General features: G+C 42.8%; 16 protein-coding genes and 1 pseudogene. 2 read left to right on the top strand and 15 right to left on the bottom strand.

Annotation, left to right across the window (positions count from 1 at the left end; all coding sequences use genetic code 11):
- Nucleotides 1–38 precede the first annotated feature (38 nt).
- The 9 genes from T546_RS0102005 to T546_RS0101965 form a co-directional block, all read right to left on the bottom strand.
- A complete protein-coding gene (locus tag T546_RS0102005) occupies nucleotides 39–1985 on the bottom strand; it encodes a glycoside hydrolase family 127 protein (RefSeq protein WP_026890180.1) in 1947 nt (648 codons plus the stop codon).
- Between the two features lie 27 nt (nucleotides 1986–2012).
- Nucleotides 2013–3044 (bottom strand): LacI family DNA-binding transcriptional regulator, encoded by a 1032-nt coding sequence (locus tag T546_RS0102000; RefSeq protein ID WP_026890179.1) that lies wholly within the window; start codon nucleotides 3042–3044, stop codon nucleotides 2013–2015.
- A 34-nt stretch (nucleotides 3045–3078) separates the two neighbouring features.
- The gene (locus T546_RS0101995; protein WP_051629534.1) at nucleotides 3079–3930 is read right to left on the bottom strand and encodes a carbohydrate ABC transporter permease; all 852 of its coding nucleotides are present in this window, start codon (nucleotides 3928–3930) and stop codon (nucleotides 3079–3081) included.
- A 12-nt stretch (nucleotides 3931–3942) separates the two neighbouring features.
- The gene (locus T546_RS0101990) at nucleotides 3943–4863 is read right to left on the bottom strand and encodes a carbohydrate ABC transporter permease (RefSeq protein WP_034597451.1); all 921 of its coding nucleotides are present in this window, start codon (nucleotides 4861–4863) and stop codon (nucleotides 3943–3945) included.
- Nucleotides 4864–4885: 22 nt separating this feature from the next.
- Entirely contained in the window at nucleotides 4886–6166 is a 1281-nt protein-coding gene (locus tag T546_RS22615; RefSeq protein ID WP_051629532.1) for an ABC transporter substrate-binding protein, read from the bottom strand.
- A gap of 415 nt (nucleotides 6167–6581) precedes the next feature.
- Entirely contained in the window at nucleotides 6582–7607 is a 1026-nt protein-coding gene (locus T546_RS0101980; protein WP_026890176.1) for a sugar kinase, read from the bottom strand.
- Between the two features lie 98 nt (nucleotides 7608–7705).
- Nucleotides 7706–8737 carry a sugar kinase gene (locus T546_RS0101975; protein ID WP_024835597.1) on the bottom strand — a complete coding sequence of 344 codons (1032 nt, stop codon included), beginning with the start codon at nucleotides 8735–8737 and terminating at the stop codon, nucleotides 7706–7708.
- A 34-nt stretch (nucleotides 8738–8771) separates the two neighbouring features.
- Nucleotides 8772–9422, bottom strand: coding sequence for a bifunctional 2-keto-4-hydroxyglutarate aldolase/2-keto-3-deoxy-6-phosphogluconate aldolase (locus tag T546_RS0101970; RefSeq protein WP_026890175.1), 651 nt, complete (start codon nucleotides 9420–9422; stop codon nucleotides 8772–8774).
- A gap of 109 nt (nucleotides 9423–9531) precedes the next feature.
- Nucleotides 9532–10293, bottom strand: a complete 762-nt coding sequence (locus T546_RS0101965) for an IclR family transcriptional regulator (protein WP_026890174.1) — start codon at nucleotides 10291–10293, stop codon at nucleotides 9532–9534.
- 214 nt (nucleotides 10294–10507) lie between these two features.
- Here T546_RS0101965 and T546_RS0101960 point away from each other — a divergent pair, with 214 nt between their 5' ends.
- Together T546_RS0101960 and uxaC are read left to right on the top strand one after the other, a co-directional pair.
- Complete coding sequence (locus T546_RS0101960; RefSeq protein WP_026890173.1) at nucleotides 10508–11509, top strand: LacI family DNA-binding transcriptional regulator; 1002 nt, start codon at nucleotides 10508–10510, stop codon at nucleotides 11507–11509.
- Between the two features lie 27 nt (nucleotides 11510–11536).
- On the top strand, nucleotides 11537–12934 hold the full coding sequence (uxaC, locus tag T546_RS0101955) for a glucuronate isomerase (protein ID WP_026890172.1): 1398 nt from the start codon (nucleotides 11537–11539) through the stop codon (nucleotides 12932–12934).
- 61 nt (nucleotides 12935–12995) lie between these two features.
- Here the strand turns inward: uxaC and T546_RS0101950 are convergent.
- The 6 genes and pseudogenes from T546_RS0101950 to rsxC all read right to left on the bottom strand — a co-directional run.
- Nucleotides 12996–13265, bottom strand: a pseudogene (locus T546_RS0101950) ((Fe-S)-binding protein); the annotation flags it as partial.
- 18 nt (nucleotides 13266–13283) lie between these two features.
- Entirely contained in the window at nucleotides 13284–13859 is a 576-nt protein-coding gene (locus T546_RS0101945; RefSeq protein ID WP_026890170.1) for an electron transport complex protein RnfA, read from the bottom strand.
- 4 nt (nucleotides 13860–13863) lie between these two features.
- The gene (gene rsxE / locus T546_RS22610; RefSeq protein WP_051629530.1) at nucleotides 13864–14523 is read right to left on the bottom strand and encodes an electron transport complex subunit RsxE; all 660 of its coding nucleotides are present in this window, start codon (nucleotides 14521–14523) and stop codon (nucleotides 13864–13866) included.
- A gap of 11 nt (nucleotides 14524–14534) precedes the next feature.
- Nucleotides 14535–15149, bottom strand: a complete 615-nt coding sequence (locus tag T546_RS0101935) for an RnfABCDGE type electron transport complex subunit G (RefSeq protein WP_026890169.1) — start codon at nucleotides 15147–15149, stop codon at nucleotides 14535–14537.
- Nucleotide 15150: 1 nt separating this feature from the next.
- Complete coding sequence (locus T546_RS0101930; RefSeq protein WP_026890168.1) at nucleotides 15151–16074, bottom strand: RnfABCDGE type electron transport complex subunit D; 924 nt, start codon at nucleotides 16072–16074, stop codon at nucleotides 15151–15153.
- A complete protein-coding gene (gene rsxC / locus T546_RS0101925; RefSeq protein WP_026890167.1) occupies nucleotides 16067–17407 on the bottom strand; it encodes an electron transport complex subunit RsxC in 1341 nt (446 codons plus the stop codon). The genes T546_RS0101930 and rsxC overlap by 8 nt, the downstream gene beginning before the upstream one ends.
- Between the last annotated feature and the right edge of the window lie 44 nt (nucleotides 17408–17451).

Raw genomic sequence — 17451 nt, 5'->3', positions numbered from 1 at the left:
ATGAATGGTACAGGCTTTTTCTATATGTTCTTATCTCTTTATTCCATTTCTCTCATCCAGACAAGCATCTCACCCTCGCCCCGGTTATTCCATGAAAAATACGGGACGGCTTTAAATTCTGCCTCTTTATAAACAGGCCTTTCTTCTCCATACAGAGAGCTTCCTGCCACCTCATAATCAATACGGGCTCCCTTGATTCTGGCGCATAAGGTTCCTTTTAAAAGATCATGGTCAAATTCTTCCTTTGGCTCTATTCGGGTGTCAATGACTGCCGCTGATAAATAATCTCCATTGTCTGCCTCTTCCAGGCAATAGACCACCGGCCCTTTCATCAAGCTGACTCTTCCAATATTATGACGCACTCTTGGATTGGAGCGCACATACCGGAAGGGAACCTTCAGTTCCATGACTACCTCCTCTTTCGCTTTCCACAATCGTCTTATATATATATACCCTTTTTCTGGCCGCAGCGTTTCTTCGATTCCATTGATTTTTATTACTGCCTCCTGGCTGTAGGAGGGAATTCGAACCGCCAGCGTGAATTCATGTCCCTCTTCTTTCGGATTTACAAAAAGAGTAATTCTCCCGCTTGCAGGATAGTTGCATTCCTGCCTCACACTTACATCTGTTTTGGAAAGCTGGCAGTCAATGCTGCTCTGTATAAAAAGATTCACATAGATGGTATGTTCGTCCACCGCGTATATGTAATTTCCAAGAGAGGCAAGGGTCCTTGCGATGTTTGGCGGACAGCAGGCCACTCCAAACCATAACTGCCTGGTTGTTTTTACATGGCGATAGGTGGGATTTTTCTTTACGGTATCCGGCACTACCTCCAATGGATTAACATAAAAGAAATGCTTTCCATCCATTGCGATTCCTGAAAGAAGGGTATTATATAAGGCTTTTTCTACGATATCCATGTACTTTCCATCTTTGGTAAGATGAAACATTCGGTTGGAAAACATGGCAAGACCTACCGTTGCGCAGGATTCTGAATAATTCGTATCATTGGGAAGATCGTAATCCCCAGTAAAGCGCTCTCCATATGACGCGGAGCCAATGCTGCCGGTTATATACATCCTCTTATTTACAATATTTTCCCACAGCGTTTCACACTGGCGAAGAAGAGCTTCATCCTGGTATTCATATGCCAGGTCAGCCATTGCGCTGTATAAATAAACAGCCCGGACTCCATGGCCTTCCGCAGTCATTTGTTCTCTTAAGGGCATATGAGACTGATTATAATCCAGGTCGAAATCTTTAAATTCAGGGAAAATGTAATTGCCATTTTTAATGCAATCCTCACCAAGAAAATAACAGGGTCTCTCTCCTCTTGTTCTTACAAAATAATCCGCCAGACAAAGATAATTATTATTTCCTGTGACCCGGTATAGCTTCACCAGGGCGAGCTCTACTTCAGGATGACCGGGATAACCATGAATCTTCCCTTCCTCCGGCCCAAAAACCTGGCAGATATAATCGGCAAGCCTACATACTACATCAAGAAACTTTCTTTTTCCGGTTGCCTCATAATAGGCTGTTGCTGCCTCAATCATATGGCCTGCCGTATAAAGCTCATGGCCTTCAAATAGATTAGACCATCTTTGTTTGCCGGTAATGGTATAATACGTATTTAAATACCCGTCTTCACATTGGGCTGCTGCAATCAGAACAATGGTTTGATCCGCTGCCTCCTCCAGCTTGGAATTTCTATTTTTATTTAACGAATAAGCAACTGCCTCCAGCCACTTTGCAGCGTCTGTATCCTGAAACACCATGCCCTTATGCTCTCCGGCTTCTTCCCCAGCTGCGATACGGAAATTCCTGATACAATAGCTTTTTTCTGCGCCTTCCACTCTGTCATTGATAAGTTCCCACTGAAAGGGTAAAATCACCTCATCCACCAGATTGATATATTTCCCCCAAAATGTATCTTGTATTGCAATATGTTTTAAATCCACACCTGTCAGTTTATTTCCCTCCATACCTTTCCCTCGCTCCGCTATTTTTCCTTAATTCAGTTTTTTTACAGATTCCCCTTCAATCAGAGCACATGGAATTGTTATGCTCACTTCCCCTACACTGGCCCCGCTTATGCTCTCAAGCAAAAGCTCCATGGAGCGGTACCCCATCTCCTGCAAAGGTCTTTCCACCGTTGTGATTCTCGGCGTTACGTATTGAATGATATCTGCATTATCAAAACCGGTAACAGAAACATCATCCGGAATCTTAAGCCCCAGCTCTTTTGCCGCATCACAGACACCGACTGCCATATCATCATTCATGGCTACGATCGCGGTGGGGTGATTGTCCTTATGAAGGAGTTTTTTCGCTGCTTCTTTTCCTTCCCGGTAGTTCCAGTTTCCACAGGCTATATTCTCCTCCTTCAAGGTGATTCCAGCTTCGTTCAAAGCTTTTAAAAGCCCACGATATCTAAGTGCAGCTGGTTCTGACTCCTTTAATCCGTTAATCACTCCAAACGCTCTGTGACCATGATCGATCAGCATCTGCGCCATCTGATAGATGGTCTTTTCATTGCTATAGCGAACCGATGACCCTTCTCCGTCTGTATAACAGTAGCAATAGACCACCGGCTTTTTAACATTGCGGAGAATATGGCTGATCTTCCGGTCGTGCATCCCTACATAAATAATACCATCTACCTGCAACCCTACCATGACATCCAGTGCCTTATCAATATCCTTTTGATATATGGAAATGTGGTCAAATTGAGATTCAATTTTATTTAACAGTCTTAAATTACTCAGTACAGTGTTGTATCCTCTTGCCTCTGCAATTTCATTGATTCCGTCAATAATATAAGCGGTGTGCCATACCGTTACATCCTCTACAATGACTCCTACTAAAAAGGATTCATTCCTTCTTAAGCTCTTTGCCAGGATATTGGAACGGTATCCGGTTTCTTTAATGATTTTCTCTACCTTTTTTCTTGTCTCATCGCTCACCTGTGCCGTATTATTCAGTACATACGAAACAGTTGCTACTGACACACCGGCCATGGATGCAATTTCTTTTAATGTCATGGGGCTCCCTACTTTCTCTTTCCTTTTCTCCTGTTTATCCCTTCAAACCTGACGTTTTAATGCCTTCCACTAAGAATCTGGACCCAAATAAGTAAAGCAGCATAGGAGGCAGTATCATTAATGTAGAGGCAGCCATAATGGAAGGCCAGTTGATTACAAACGCATTACCAGAAGTATACATAAATGTAGTCATAAGTGCAATGGTCAGAGTCCTCCATTTATCACTGTTTATATAAAAAACTGGCTGAGTCAGTTCATTCCACCAGAATACACAGGATAACACACCAATGGTGGTAAAGGTGGATTTGGACAGAGGGATAAGAATACGGAAAAAAATCCCGATTCTGCTGCAGCCATCCATAGTAGCAGCCTCGTCTAATTCCCTTGGAATGGAACGGAAAAACTGCCGGAATAAAAATACGTTATATGGATAGGCAAAAAATGCCGGAACAATCATGGGAAGCAGAGAATCCAACCAGCCGATTTTACCAAACATAATATACTGAGGAACAATCAAAGCAATATTAGGAATCATCATAGTTCCTACAATAAGAGAAAATATGAGATTTTTCCCTGGAAACTCCATTCTCGCAAGGGGATAGGCCACCAGCGAGGAGGATAATAACGTTCCCAGAGTGGTTCCCGCCATTAGAAGCACTGTATTTCTTATATAGAGCAAATAATTGGAATGATAGAAAATATATTTAAAATTTTCCAGCGTTCCTTTTTGGGGTAAGAGATCTGAGGATGTGGTAAACTCGGTTAAGGTTTTAAAGGAACCGGTACTTACCCATATAATTGGAGAAAACATTATAATTCCAACCAAAATTTTCAAGATAAAAATCAAAATCCGGCCAGCTCTTTTTTTTGTTTTTGCTGATTTCATGCTTTCTCCTTCCTAATTCTCATAATATACAATCTTTTTAGAGATTGCAAATATACCAATTCCAAAACAACAGGCAATCAGGAACAGTACAACTGACATGGCACATGCATAGCCCACCTTCATATTGCTGAAGGCTTCCTTGTAAATCAAAAGGCTCAGCACCTGAGACATCCCATTGGGATCACCATTTTCTCCGGTCAGAGGATATAAAAGCGCAAAGGAGCCATTTAAGGCGCTGATACAACCCATGATTGCATTAAAAAGCACAATCGGCGATATCATGGGCAGGGTGATTTTAAAAAACTTCTGAAAAGGGCTGGCTCCGTCAATGTTACATGCCTCATAAAGTTCTCTGGGCACGTCGTTTAATCCAGAACGAAATATGAGCATCATCTGTCCGGTATTATATGTAAATAGTGTGATGAAAAACAGTGCCACATAGACCGTACGGCTGTCATACAACCAATTGACCATAGCGTTCTTACCTGTCATTGCAGAAATGATTCCATTTAGCAGTCCCGCCTCTTTTCCAAATATGGTGCGAAACGTATAGGCAAGTGCTACCGTCGGGATTACCGACGGTAGAAAATAACAGAATTGAAACAAACCATTGAGCTTTTGCCTGTAATTCAGGAGCAGGGCCATGACCACTGCCCATATGGTAGTTACAATCATCATGACTATTGTAAAAAAAAGCGTAACCCAAAGGGAGTTCCAGAAGGTACTGCTCTGAAACATATTGATATAATTCGCCAGACCTATGTATTTTGAAATACCATTCAGTTTTCGGTTGGTCAGGCTGACTGCGAATAAAAATATAGTTGGAAACAGGGTAAAACATACAAATCCTATCATCCATGGAGCGCAAAAGGCATAAGCGGTCAAATGATTGGTAAGCCTTTTCTTTGCCGCCTTACTGCTTACTTTATACATTTTCTTTCACTTTCCTTCCAGACTAGTAACCAATGGTTTCCCGTGCATAAGCATCGGCTTTTTTCACCGCCTCTTCAGGGGTCTTCTGTCCCAGAACTGCTGCGTTAAACTCACTGACCGCATTGTTCGTAACTCCCGATGGAAGACAGGTATATCCAAATACTCCGGCCTTTAAGGAATCGGTCATGGCTTCCCAGTTTTTCACAGAAGAAGCACTCTCCACCTTCCAGGCCCCCTTTTCTGCAATGGACTTAATAGCAGAAGGATTGCCGCTGGCCTTTGAGTTAATGTTCTGCCCTTCTTCCCCCATAAGATATTCAATGACCCGGAATGCTGCATCCTGGTTCTTGCTCTTTGCATTAATGCTGTAAAAGCCGGTATGCAGAGTATTGTATTTTACTTTATCCGTTGGTATGGTTGCTATATCCCACTGGAAGGGAAGACTGCTTCCATAGGTTCCTATATTCCAGCTACCCTGCCAGCTCATAGCGGCTTTCCCAGAGGCGAATATATCTGCTGTATCAGAGGAAGGTTCTGGCATGATCCCGTTCTTTGCCATTGTTGCCACATCTGAAACAAAAGAGACTGCTCCATCCCCAATTACCATCTCTCCCTTAGAAGGATCGTATACCTTATCTCCTGCCCCTCCGATTCCGGCCCACCAGGTCTGGGTATTGGGAAGTGCAGAGCCATACTGTTCTGTCGTGCCGTCAGCCTTCTTTTTCGTCAGTTTTTCTGCTGCGGACTTATAATCTTCATAGGACCAGTCATTACCGGGATATGGAATCCCGGCTGAATCAAACATATCCTTATTATAGAAAAGAAGCTCTGTTGCCGCGCACCATGGCAGACCATAGGTTCCCCCAAGCCCCGAAGACAAGGAAGATACTGCATCAATAAAATCTCCGGTCTGAATCGAGGAGTTTTTTAAGTAATCATCCATGGGAATGATGCCTCCTGCTTTGGCAAAATTGGCAATATCATTCTCCCATATTACATAGATATCAGCGGAATCATCGCCTGTGGAAACCATCTGATTTAACTTAGAAGAATAATCACTTTCCGGAATCACCGTTACTTCCACCTTAATTCCAGTTGCTTTTTCCGCCTGGGCATACATATTCAGTGCCTCATCCTTGTTGGGTTCATTCCATACTGCTATGGTTACCTTCTGTCCTTCCTCTTTTTTCGTTTTTTCTGCTGATGACCCAGTCGTTTCCCCTCCTTTTGAGCTGCATCCGGCCAATACCCCCACGATCGCCGCTGTCAGAAAAATACGTCCCCATAATTTCTTCCTTCTCATTCATCTGTCCTCCAAAAATTATTTTTTATTTAATCGTTTAAACTGGCAGATTTTAAAATCGCCGAAAGAGAATACCGACTCTTTCAGCGGCTTCTTGTAGTTTAAACGTTTAAATTAATGTTTATATGATATTTGTTGAACATATTATCTAATGTCACTATATTATATTATCCATATTTTGTCAATTATGTATTATTATTTCATCATCATTCTTTCCAATCAAGTCATTTTAATTTAAAGGTTTAAATAGACAATCATAATATCAATACAAAACCGAAATTTTACTTTTTCGCTTAGATCATTCCTTACACCTGCTGCTATGAAACAATGCCTTTCATGGAGCATTTTTAGGATAAACAAAACAGGCGTGAAAGGTTTAAAAACTCTTCTCCGCCTGCTTTATGGTATTACTATATTATCGACTCATTTCACTCTGAGGCCCTTTATCATTATGTTCCCGGATTACAGTATCTACTTCACTCAGATCAGAAGTAGGAAGATCTCCTGGAATGGTATTCTTTAAGGCTGCTGTGGCATTGCCATACTGAACCGCCTTCATACAGTCTCCACCGCTGCTTAAAAGGCCATACAGAGCCCCTGCAATATAGGCATCCCCACTGCCAATCCGGTCAACTACATCAATGTTATGGTATGGCTCTTCTTCATAATATTCATCTCTGGAAGCATCGTATATAACAGACCCAAAGGTATGGCTCTTAGGACTATGTACGATTCTTTGAGTGGAAGCCACAATTGAAATAGGATAATCCTTTGTAAAGCTCTTCATCATCTCTTTGACCGTTCCCTCTTTTTTAAAGGTCAGTCTGGCCGTATCTTCCGAGCAGAAGAATATATCCACATAAGGGAGAATCTCCTCTATGCAGGCTTTCGCCTCTTCACCGGTCCATAAATTTCCACGGAAATTCACATCAAAGGAAATGATTGTTCCTGATTCCTTAAATTTACGGATCATATCAATGGCAGTCTTCCTGGTGTTTTCACAAAGGGCAAGGGTAATGCCCGTGGTATGAAAGCAGGTAGTTGCCTTATACATCTCATCAGGAAATGAATCCTCGTTAATATAGACAAAGGAACTGTTTTTTCTGTCATAAACAACCTTTGGTTTTCTTGGATAAGCCCCATACTCATAATAATAAAGCCCCAGCCTTGCGTTGGAACTCTGATCATATACAAAATAATCATCACTGATTCCATAGGAACGGACTTTATTCTTTGCAAACTTTCCCATATCATGAGCTGGAAGCTGGGTAACCAATCCGGTATGAAGTCCTAAAAGAGCAGCACCTACTGCAACGTTTAACTCCGCTCCCCCAACCTGTTTCTGAAAGGAATCGCCTCTGACAAGCCTCTCCACGCCTGCCGGAGACAGACGCAAAAGCAATTCACCAAGGGTTAATAAATCAAATGGTCTGTCGCTCATACTGATATTTCCTCCATAAGTTTTAAAAAAGGGGGTCATTCTACATGACCCCCGATGTCTTTTATCCCTTTTTTAATGGCAGGAATCCGTTCCGTTCATTATCTCTGAACGCGTCCTGATCCGTCTCCGCCTGCCAGAGTCTCAACATCTTCTCTTGTAACCAGGTTAAAGTCTCCAGGAATTGTGTGCTTTAATGCAGAAGCTGCTACTGCATACTCAAGAGCACCCTTAAAGTCTTTTTTATCTACCATTCCGCAGATCACGCCTGCTGCGAAGGAATCTCCGCCGCCTACACGGTCTACGATTGGTGTTACATGATATTTTCTGGAGTGATAGAACTCACGAGTTGCACCATCCATGATACAAGCTGACCAGCCATTGTCAGATGCAGAACGGCTCTCACGTAAAGAGCTTACTACATACTTAAAACCGAACTTGTCGATCATCTGATTGAAGATATCTACATAGCCCTGTAATTCAAGCTCTCCGCTGGTTACATCGGTGTTACCTGGCTTAAATCCAAGAACCTTTTCAGCATCCTCTTCATTACCGATACAAACATCAACGTACTGCATTAAGTTCGTCATAACCTTCTGAGCTTTTTCAGAAGACCATAATTTCTTACGGAAGTTTAAGTCAACAGAAACAGTTACGCCGTGAGCCTTAGCTGCCTTTAAGGCTGCCTCAGTAAGCTCTGCTGCGCCGTCACTTACTGCTGGTGTAATTCCGGTAAAGTGGAACCAGTCAGCGCCTTCAAAGATCTCATCAAAATTGAAATCAGAAGCTTTTGCTGTGGAAATTGAGGAATGTGCTCTATCATAAACAACAGTAGAAGCTCTCATAGCAGAACCTGTCTCTAAGAAATAGATACCAAGTCTTTCTCCGCCTCTTGCGATGTGCTTTGTTCCTACATTATATTTTCTAAGTGCTGCAACTGCACACTCACCGATTGGATTCTTCGGTACAGCAGATACAAACTCAGCTTCATGTCCGTAATTTGCTAAAGAAACTGCTACGTTAGCTTCTCCGCCGCCGTAGTTTACATCAAACTCATCTGCCTGAATAAATTTTTCATTGTTCGGGGTAGATAATCTTAACATGATCTCGCCCATGGTTACGATCTTTGCCATTTTGTACTCTCCTTAATTCTTAAGTTGATTTTAATTATTTGCGTGCTGCTGCTACTGCTTCAACAAATTCTTTAGCCTTAGCGGTAACTGCTGCAAAATCGCCAGTATTAGCACCCTTTGTCAAGCTGCTTCCTGTACCAACTGCATATGCGCCAGCTTTGATCCATTTGTCAACGTTATCAACATCAACACCACCGGATGGCATGAAATCGCCCTGTGGAAGAGGTCCTTTGAAGGAGCTGATCGCAGATGGTCCCATGATATTGCCTGGGAAGATCTTGATGATGTCACAGCCAGCTTCTAAAGCTGTGATTGCTTCGGTTGGTGTCATAACGCCTGGAAGCATTGGTACTCTGTAACGGTTGCAAAGTTTGATTGTATCTACGTTTAAGCCAGGGCTTACTACGTAGTTTGCACCTGCAAGGATTGCTGCTCTTGCTGTCTCAGGATCAAGTACAGTACCTGCGCCGATGACAACGTCCTCATTACTCTTATATTTTTCAGACATTTTTGCGATGAATTCGATTGGATTTCCTTCATCCATAGTCATAGTGATCTCAATAAAGTTAATACCGCCTGCGATGATTGCGTCAACTACTTTTTCACCCTGCTCTAAGTTCTTAGCACGAACAACAGCTACGAGGCAGTATTTTTTCATCTTAGATAAAACCTGTTCTTTTTTCATGATTCTTGCTCTCTCCTTCTCTTAATTCGTATATACGAATTAACTTCATATTTACGATTCTTATACTTGAATATTAATCGTTTCTACTGATTTTGTCAACAGGTATTCCTCATATTTTTCCAAGATATCCTAATAACCTGGAAACCTCCATTGCCTTTTGGGAAATCAGTTTTCCAAGTGCTTCATAATCCTCCACAGGCTTATAAAGGGTGGACATACTAATAGCTCCCAGCACATTGCCATCCCGGTCAAAAATCGGAGCGCCAACGCACTGCATATGCTCTTCCATCTCTCTTGCGTCAAAGGCATATCCCCTCTCCCTCACTTCTTCAAGTTCTAAAAGGAGCTGGTCTCTGTCCTTTATGGTGCGCTCAGTAAATTGGGCGAATTTAATCCGGCTGATCATCTGTTCCCTTTTTTCTTCCTCGCTGTATGCAAGAATGACTTTTCCAAGAGAGGTACAGTACATAGGATTCTTTGATCCCACAGTTGCTGTGGTGATAATCGGGTTTTCCGGCTCAAATTTACATATGTACACGACATGATGGTCCGAAGGTACTCCAAAAAAGACTGTTTTCCCCACTTCTTTTGCAAATGCTTTAAGAATCGGTTCAATGGTGCCTATAAAATTAAGATTATTCGTATAATTGACTCCAATCCGGTAGGACATTAAGCCTATGGTATAATTCTGCTTCTGCCCCCGCGTTACATTTACCATCCCCATCTCTGCCAGGGTAGTAACAATATCATAGGCGCTTGTTTTCGGCAGATTCAGCTTTTCGCAGAGATCATCTAATGTGGCACCTTCCGGTGACCGGGAAATAAGTTTTAAAATATCCACTGTTCTTTGAGTGGTTCGATTGAGTTTCATGGCTTGCCTCCGTTTCTACGTCTTAGTATACTCCTGAAAAACAAAAAAATGCAAGTCAATTTTCGCATATACGAAGATTTTGAAAGCATTTACATTATAGTACACTTTTATTGGGATATTTCTACAAAAAAACAAATCAGGGATTGTATTATTTATCATAATTAGGTATAATAAGTGAGGTATGTAAATACTTACAATTACGGAGGTGCTGCTTTTGAATATCTATGATGTTTCCAAACATGCCCACGTTTCCATCGCCACCGTTTCCCGAGTTATCAACGGAAATCCCAATGTCAGTGAAAAGACCAGAAAGCGGGTACTTGCTGTCATGGACGAGCTGGGATATACCCCTAATGTATTCGCCAGAAGCCTGGGACTTAATACCATGAAGACCATTGGAATCATGTGTTCCGACTCTTCCGACCCATGGCTTGCAGAGGCCATCTCCTACTTAGAAAAGGAGCTTAGAAAGAACGGATACGATTCCATTCTCTGCTGCAGCGGCTATCTGCCTGAAACAAAGAAGAAATACTTAGAACTCCTATGTTCCAAGCGGGTGGATGCCATTATACTCACTGGTTCCCATTATATAGAAGCAAAAGCAAAGGACAATGCCTATCTTTTAGAGGCTGCCAAAGACATTCCGATCATGCTGGTCAACGGCCATCTTGACGGGGAACAGATCTACAGCACTGTCTGTGACGACCAGGCTGCTGTATACGATGCTGTCTCAAAACTGATTAAAGCAGGACGTTCCTCCATACTTTATCTTTATTCCGGAAACTCTTACAGCAATTTATTAAAGCTCTCCGGTTACCGTAAGGCATTGACTGATTCTGGTCTGCCCATTCGTGATGAACTTCTGGTTATTTCTCCAAAGGATATTGATTCCGCCATGGAGCATCTTAAGCTCCTCTCTTTAAAAGGAATCCATTTTGACGCTGTCTTTGCAGCCGAAGACATTCTGGCCGTGGGTGCTGTCAAATATGGAGAACAGGTCGGACTTAAAATTCCAGAGGATATTAATATTATTGGTTATAATAACTCCATTCTTTCAAGATGTACGAATCCTGAGATTACCTCTGTGGACAATAAAGTGGAGGCCATCTGTACCACCACTGTCCATACCCTGATGAAGGTGTTGAACAATGGAAACGTACCGGCAAAGACAACCATAACTTCGGAGTTAATCAAACGAGGTACTACTAATTTTTAATCATATATACAAGGAGGACTCACTAAAATGAAACAATTTATGGACCAGGATTTCTTACTGTCTACCGATTCCGCAAAATCACTTTACCACACCTATGCAAAGAATATGCCCATCGTAGACTACCATTGCCATATCAATCCTCAGGAGATTTTTGAAGACCGCAAGTTCGACAATATCACTCAGGTCTGGTTAGGCGGCGACCATTATAAGTGGCGTCAGATGCGCTCTAACGGTGTGGATGAAAAATATATAACCGGTGATGCTTCCGATCGTGAGAAATTCCAGAAATGGGCTGAGACACTTTCAAAGCTCATTGGTAACCCGCTCTATCACTGGAGCCACTTAGAGCTTCAGAGATACTTTGGCTATACCGGCTATTTAAATGGCGATACCGCTGAAGAAGTATGGAATCTCTGCAATGAAAAGCTTCATGAAGCTTCCATGAGCGCACGTAATATCATCAAGCAGTCAAACGTAACTCTGATCTGCACCACCGACGATCCAGCTGATTCCTTGGAATGGCATCAGAAGATCGCAGCTGATACTTCTTTTGACGTAAAGGTTCTTCCTGCCTGGAGACCGGACAAGGCTATGAACGTTGAAAAGCCGGATTTCGCTTCCTACATCGGAAAATTATCAGAGGTCAGCGGAATAGAGATTAAGGATTTCGCTTCCTTAAAGACTGCTCTTAAAAACCGTATGGAATTCTTTAAGAACCAGGGCTGTTCTGTATCTGACCACGCTCTTGAATATGTGATGTACGTTCCGGCAGACGACGCTGAGCTGGAAGCAATCTTTGCAAAAGGACTTGCTGGAAAAGCCGTTTCCAAAGAAGAAGAACTGAAATTTAAGACTGCATTTATGTTATTCGCAGCAAAAGAATACCATCGTATGGGTTGGGTGATGCAGCTTCATTATGGCTGTAAACGCGATAATAACGCTATGATGTTTGAAAAACTTGGTGCTGATACTGGCTTTGACTGCATCAACAACTATGCTCCATCTGCTCAGATGGCTGACTTTTTAAATGCATTAAGTGCTACCAACGAGATTCCTAAAACCATTCTTTATTCCTTAAACCCTAATGACAATGCTTCCATTGGAACCATTCTTGGCTGCTTCCAGAGCGAGTATCCTGGAAAGATCCAGCAGGGTTCTGCCTGGTGGTTTAACGATCACAAGGTAGGAATGACCGAGCAGATGACCTCTCTTGCAAACCTCGGCTGCCTTGGCAATTTCATTGGTATGCTTACTGACTCCAGAAGCTTCTTATCTTACACAAGACACGAATACTTCCGCAGAATCCTTTGCGAATTAATCGGCGGCTGGGTAGATAACGGAGAATATCCAGATGACCAGAAGGCATTAAAGGAAATCATCGAAGGAATTTCTTATAACAACGCAATCAAATACTTTAATTTCTAATAGTAAAAACCCCCTGGTATGCGGTCAGCCGCTTCAGGGGGTTTTACCTTTAATTCTGATTCATAATCTCACGGATTTTCTCCGCTGTCTTATCTCTTCCTACCGGACATCCTGTAACAGGAGCACTGCCTTCTGCAATGGCCTTTGCCAGCGCATCGCAGCCTGCATAGCCGCATCGGCCGCAATTAATTCCCGGCAGAGCCTTTCTTACCAGACCTTCTTTATGGTCGGTTTCTATTTTTAACTTTTCGCTGGCAATGCCCAGGAACAAACCAACGAAAAGGCCCGTTCCTCCTAAAACAGCCGCCGCACTCAGCATTCCAGTTATCATGTGTACTCTTCTCCCTCTTTATATCAGACCCGCAAACCCGAAAAATGCAATTGCCATAAGTCCTGCCGTAACTAAGATGATTGGAGACCCCTTAAAGGAATCAGGGATATCATTGTATTTAATTCTCTCACGGATTCCGGCCAGCATAACAATTGCAATGGTAAATCCAACGGATATACCGACTCCATTAACAACACTCTGTAAGATACCATAGTTTTTAGAAACATTGGTAAGAGCAGCTCCAAGCACCGCACAATTGGTGGTGATTAAAGGCAGGTAGATTCCCATGGTTTTATGAAGAGGCGGCATGCTTTTTTTCATGAACAGCTCAACAAATTGAACCAGAGCCGCAATCACCAGAATAAATACCATGGTCTGGAGATACTCCAGATGAAGACTTACCAAAATTCCATTATAAATGATGCTGGTGACCAAAGAAGATATGGTGATAACAAAAACCACCGCGCCTCCCATTCCAGCAGCCGTTTTTACATTCTTTGAGACCCCAAGAAAGGGACATAAGCCTAGAAACTGGCTGAGTACTACGTTATTTACCAGAGCAGCGCCCACGGCAATTAACAACAGTTCTTTCATCCTTTTAACCTCCTATTTTTTCTCCACAAGAGCCACAGCCAGCGCCGCAGGAATTAGTATCACCATTGGTTGCTGAAGGGGCTTTGAATTTATTCTGTAAGGCGGTCAGTACGGCAAGAGCAAAGAACGCACCAGGGGCCAGTACAAAAGCTGTGATATGATACTCTTTTGGTATCACCACCGTGCCGAGAACAGAGCCAGCCCCAAGTATTTCACGGACAAGACCGATTAAGGTGAGGGCTATGGTAAAACCGATTCCCATTCCAAGTCCGTCAAAGGCGGAAACTATGATGCCATTTTTAGAAGCAAAGGATTCCGCTCTCCCTAAAATGATGCAATTCACCACAATAAGGGGAATATAGATTCCCAGGGCTGTATAAAGAGAAGGGATATATGCCTGTAACAGCATCTGAACCGTTGACACAAGAGTCGCAACGATTACGATATAAGCCGGAATCCGGATATTGTCTGAAATGACCTTACGAAGAAGGGAAATTAAGATATTGGAAAAGATCAATACCAGTGCTGTGGAAATCCCCATTGCAAAGCCGTTGATCAGAGAAGTCGTAACGGCCAGGGTAGGACACATTCCAAGCATCATCACAAAGGTAGGATTCTCCTTCCAGATACCGTTCCATATACGTTCCATATTCTGATTTTTCATCTTTTCACCTCCTATTGTAAAGCGTTATGATACATAAGGTATAGTGCAGCATTGACTGCATTGGTAACAGCACGGGAGGTGATGGTCGCTCCACTGATGGCATTAATCTCCTCAGCCCCTGCACTTCCTGACTTTGTAACGGTCAGGCTTTCTCCCGACTTGCCTGCGAACTGTCCCTTGAACTCCGGTTCCTCCGCTCTCTGGCCAAGACCAGGAGTATCATTTAATTCCAGGATTTCAATTCCTTTCATAGTCTTATCAGCATTAATTCCAACCAGGATCTGTACCAGTCCATCATAGCTGTCATTGGAATGTGAGGTAATGACATACCCAAGAACAGTCCCGCTTTTATCAACAGCCTGCAATGCCTGATCTAAGCCCACATTACCATAATTCTGTGATGGCAGCTCTTCATTGCTCTTTTTTAAGGCATCTGTCAGTTTATCATCTGCTTTAAAATCAACAGCATCAGGAAACACTGTTTTATAGGCTTCTAAATGAGCTGAAATCGAAGAATTATTAATCGTATCCTTGGTCAATTCATGGACACCGCCAAGAATCAGACCGGATATTACAGTAATGGTAAAAAGAATCAAAGCATCTTTTAAAATTCGTCCCTGTTTCATCTTATCGTCTCTCCCTTCCTAATGGAATCGGAAAAGAAATTTCCTCAATTAACGGCACCAGAAGGTTACTAATGATAATGGCATAAGAAACTCCTTCAGCAGACCCACCAAACAATCGGAACAATCCAGTCAATATACCAAGAATAATTCCAAAGATAATCTGTCCCTTACTAGTGATAGGGCTGGAGGAATAATCCGTTGCCATAAAGAATGCACCGAAGATGACGCCGCCGCCACATAAGTGAGCAAGAACATAGCTTAAATCCTGCCGTCCAAAAATAAACACGAACAGAGCAAAGGTAATGAGATAAGCTGCCGGTATTCTTATGGAGATCACTTTCCGGATCAACATATAAGCCGCACCAATTAACAGGGCAATCACCGACACTTCTCCCATGGATCCAGGAATCTTACCAATGAACATGGCCGTTAAATCAACGGATTGTCCCCCTTTTAAAGCAGCAAGTGGAGTTGGGCTTACAACCGCGTCATGGTATGTAAACGTCGTCATCTCACCTGCAAAAGAAATTAACAGAAAACATCTTGCTGCCAGGGCGGGATTCATGAAGTTCTGACCGATGCCGCCAAACAGCTGCTTAACAACAATAATCGCAAAAACTCCGCCTAAAAATGGAATCCATAAGGATATGGCAGGAGGCATATTAAGTCCAAGTATCATGCCGGTGACCAGAGCACTTCCATCACTTACCGTAACTGGCCTGCCCATAAGGGATTGATAGACATACTCACTGAGTACACAGGAAATCACGCTGATAAACAGTACAAGTGCTGCTTTTATACCAAACTGGTAAACGCCGTATGCAGACGCAGGAATCATGGCAATTGCCACATCAAACATAATGTTTGGTGTCGTTACCTGATTTCTGATATGAGGTGACGATGAAATGCTTAATGAATTAGTCATTTTTCTTCCTCCTGACTGCCGCTTCTGCCTCAGATATCCTTCGGTTCATGCCAATGAAGGTCTCAGTAAGAGGGATTCTGGCCGGACAGATATAAGAGCAGCTTCCGCATTCGCAGCAATCCGTTCCTTTTAATTTTAAATATCGCTCCGCATCAGAATGAACCGCAGCGATTACCATTTGCTGAGGAACGATACGGCCTGGGCATACTCTCACACATCTGGCACAGCGGATACAAGACGTCGTAGGATCGTTTGTCCCCTCGTCATCTGACATACAAAGAAGTGCTGAAGTTACCTTTGTAACGGGGATATCTATGCCATCCAAAGCTCTTCCCATCATGGGACCGCCGGAAATCAGTTTTTTAACTTCTGCTTTAAATCCTCCTGAAGCCTCCACCATCTGTTCATAGCTGGTTCCGATTCTTACATTATAGTTTTGTGGATTTTCAATCGCGTCTCCAGTAACAGTTATGATTCTCCGAATCAGAGGCGTGCTTTCTGCCACCGCATAGTAAATGGAAATTACGGTGTCAACATTGTCAACAATACAGCCAACCTCTGCAGGAAGCATATCAGCGCTTACTTTTCTTCCGGTCACACTCTGGATGAGAGTTCGCTCCCAGCCCTGGGGATACTTGGTCGACAACGGACATACGGTGATTCCAGGCTCGTCCTTAACCAGCTCTTCCAGTCTTTTGATTGCTTCCGGCTTATTATTTTCAATGGCGATGACGCCCTTTGCGTGTTCAAACAAACGAAGAATGATACGAAGTCCTTTTATAAGTTTCTCCGGTTCTTCCATGAGCATACGGTAATCCGAGGTGAGGTATGGCTCACATTCTGCTCCATTTACAATGACTGTATCAATTTTGGCATCGTCTCTTGGTGTCAGTTTTACATAGGTAGGAAATCCTGCCCCTCCAAGGCCTACAATACCAGATTCTTTTATAATATTCCGGATCTCTTCCTTTGATAAGGCTTCAGGATCCCTTTTTATGCCGAAAGATTCCACAGTCTTGTCCTCACCATCATTTTCAATAATGATGGACGGAACCATGGAGCCACCTGCTGTTTTTCTTGGTTCAATGCCTTTTACAGTTCCTGATACAGAACTAATGATACAGGCTGAAATAGCGCCATCCATTTCACCAATCTTCTGACCCATTAAAACTTTATCCCCTGCTTCTACCAGAGGTTTTGCGGGAGCACCGATATGCTGGGACAAAGGAAATACCAACGCTTCCTTTGGTTGAAGCAAGACTACCGGTTTATCTTCAGACAATTCTTTTCCTTCATAAGGATGAATGCCGCCCTTAAATGTAGGCAAACCCATCTAACTACCCCTTTCTCTGCAAACACTTTTAATTTCACCAGTAT

The sequence above is a fragment of the [Clostridium] aerotolerans DSM 5434 genome (genome assembly GCF_000687555.1).
Lineage (GTDB): Bacteria > Bacillota > Clostridia > Lachnospirales > Lachnospiraceae > Lacrimispora > Lacrimispora aerotolerans.
The sequence above is the reverse complement of the archived record's forward strand: the minus strand, read 5'-3'. Positions and strand labels throughout refer to the sequence as shown.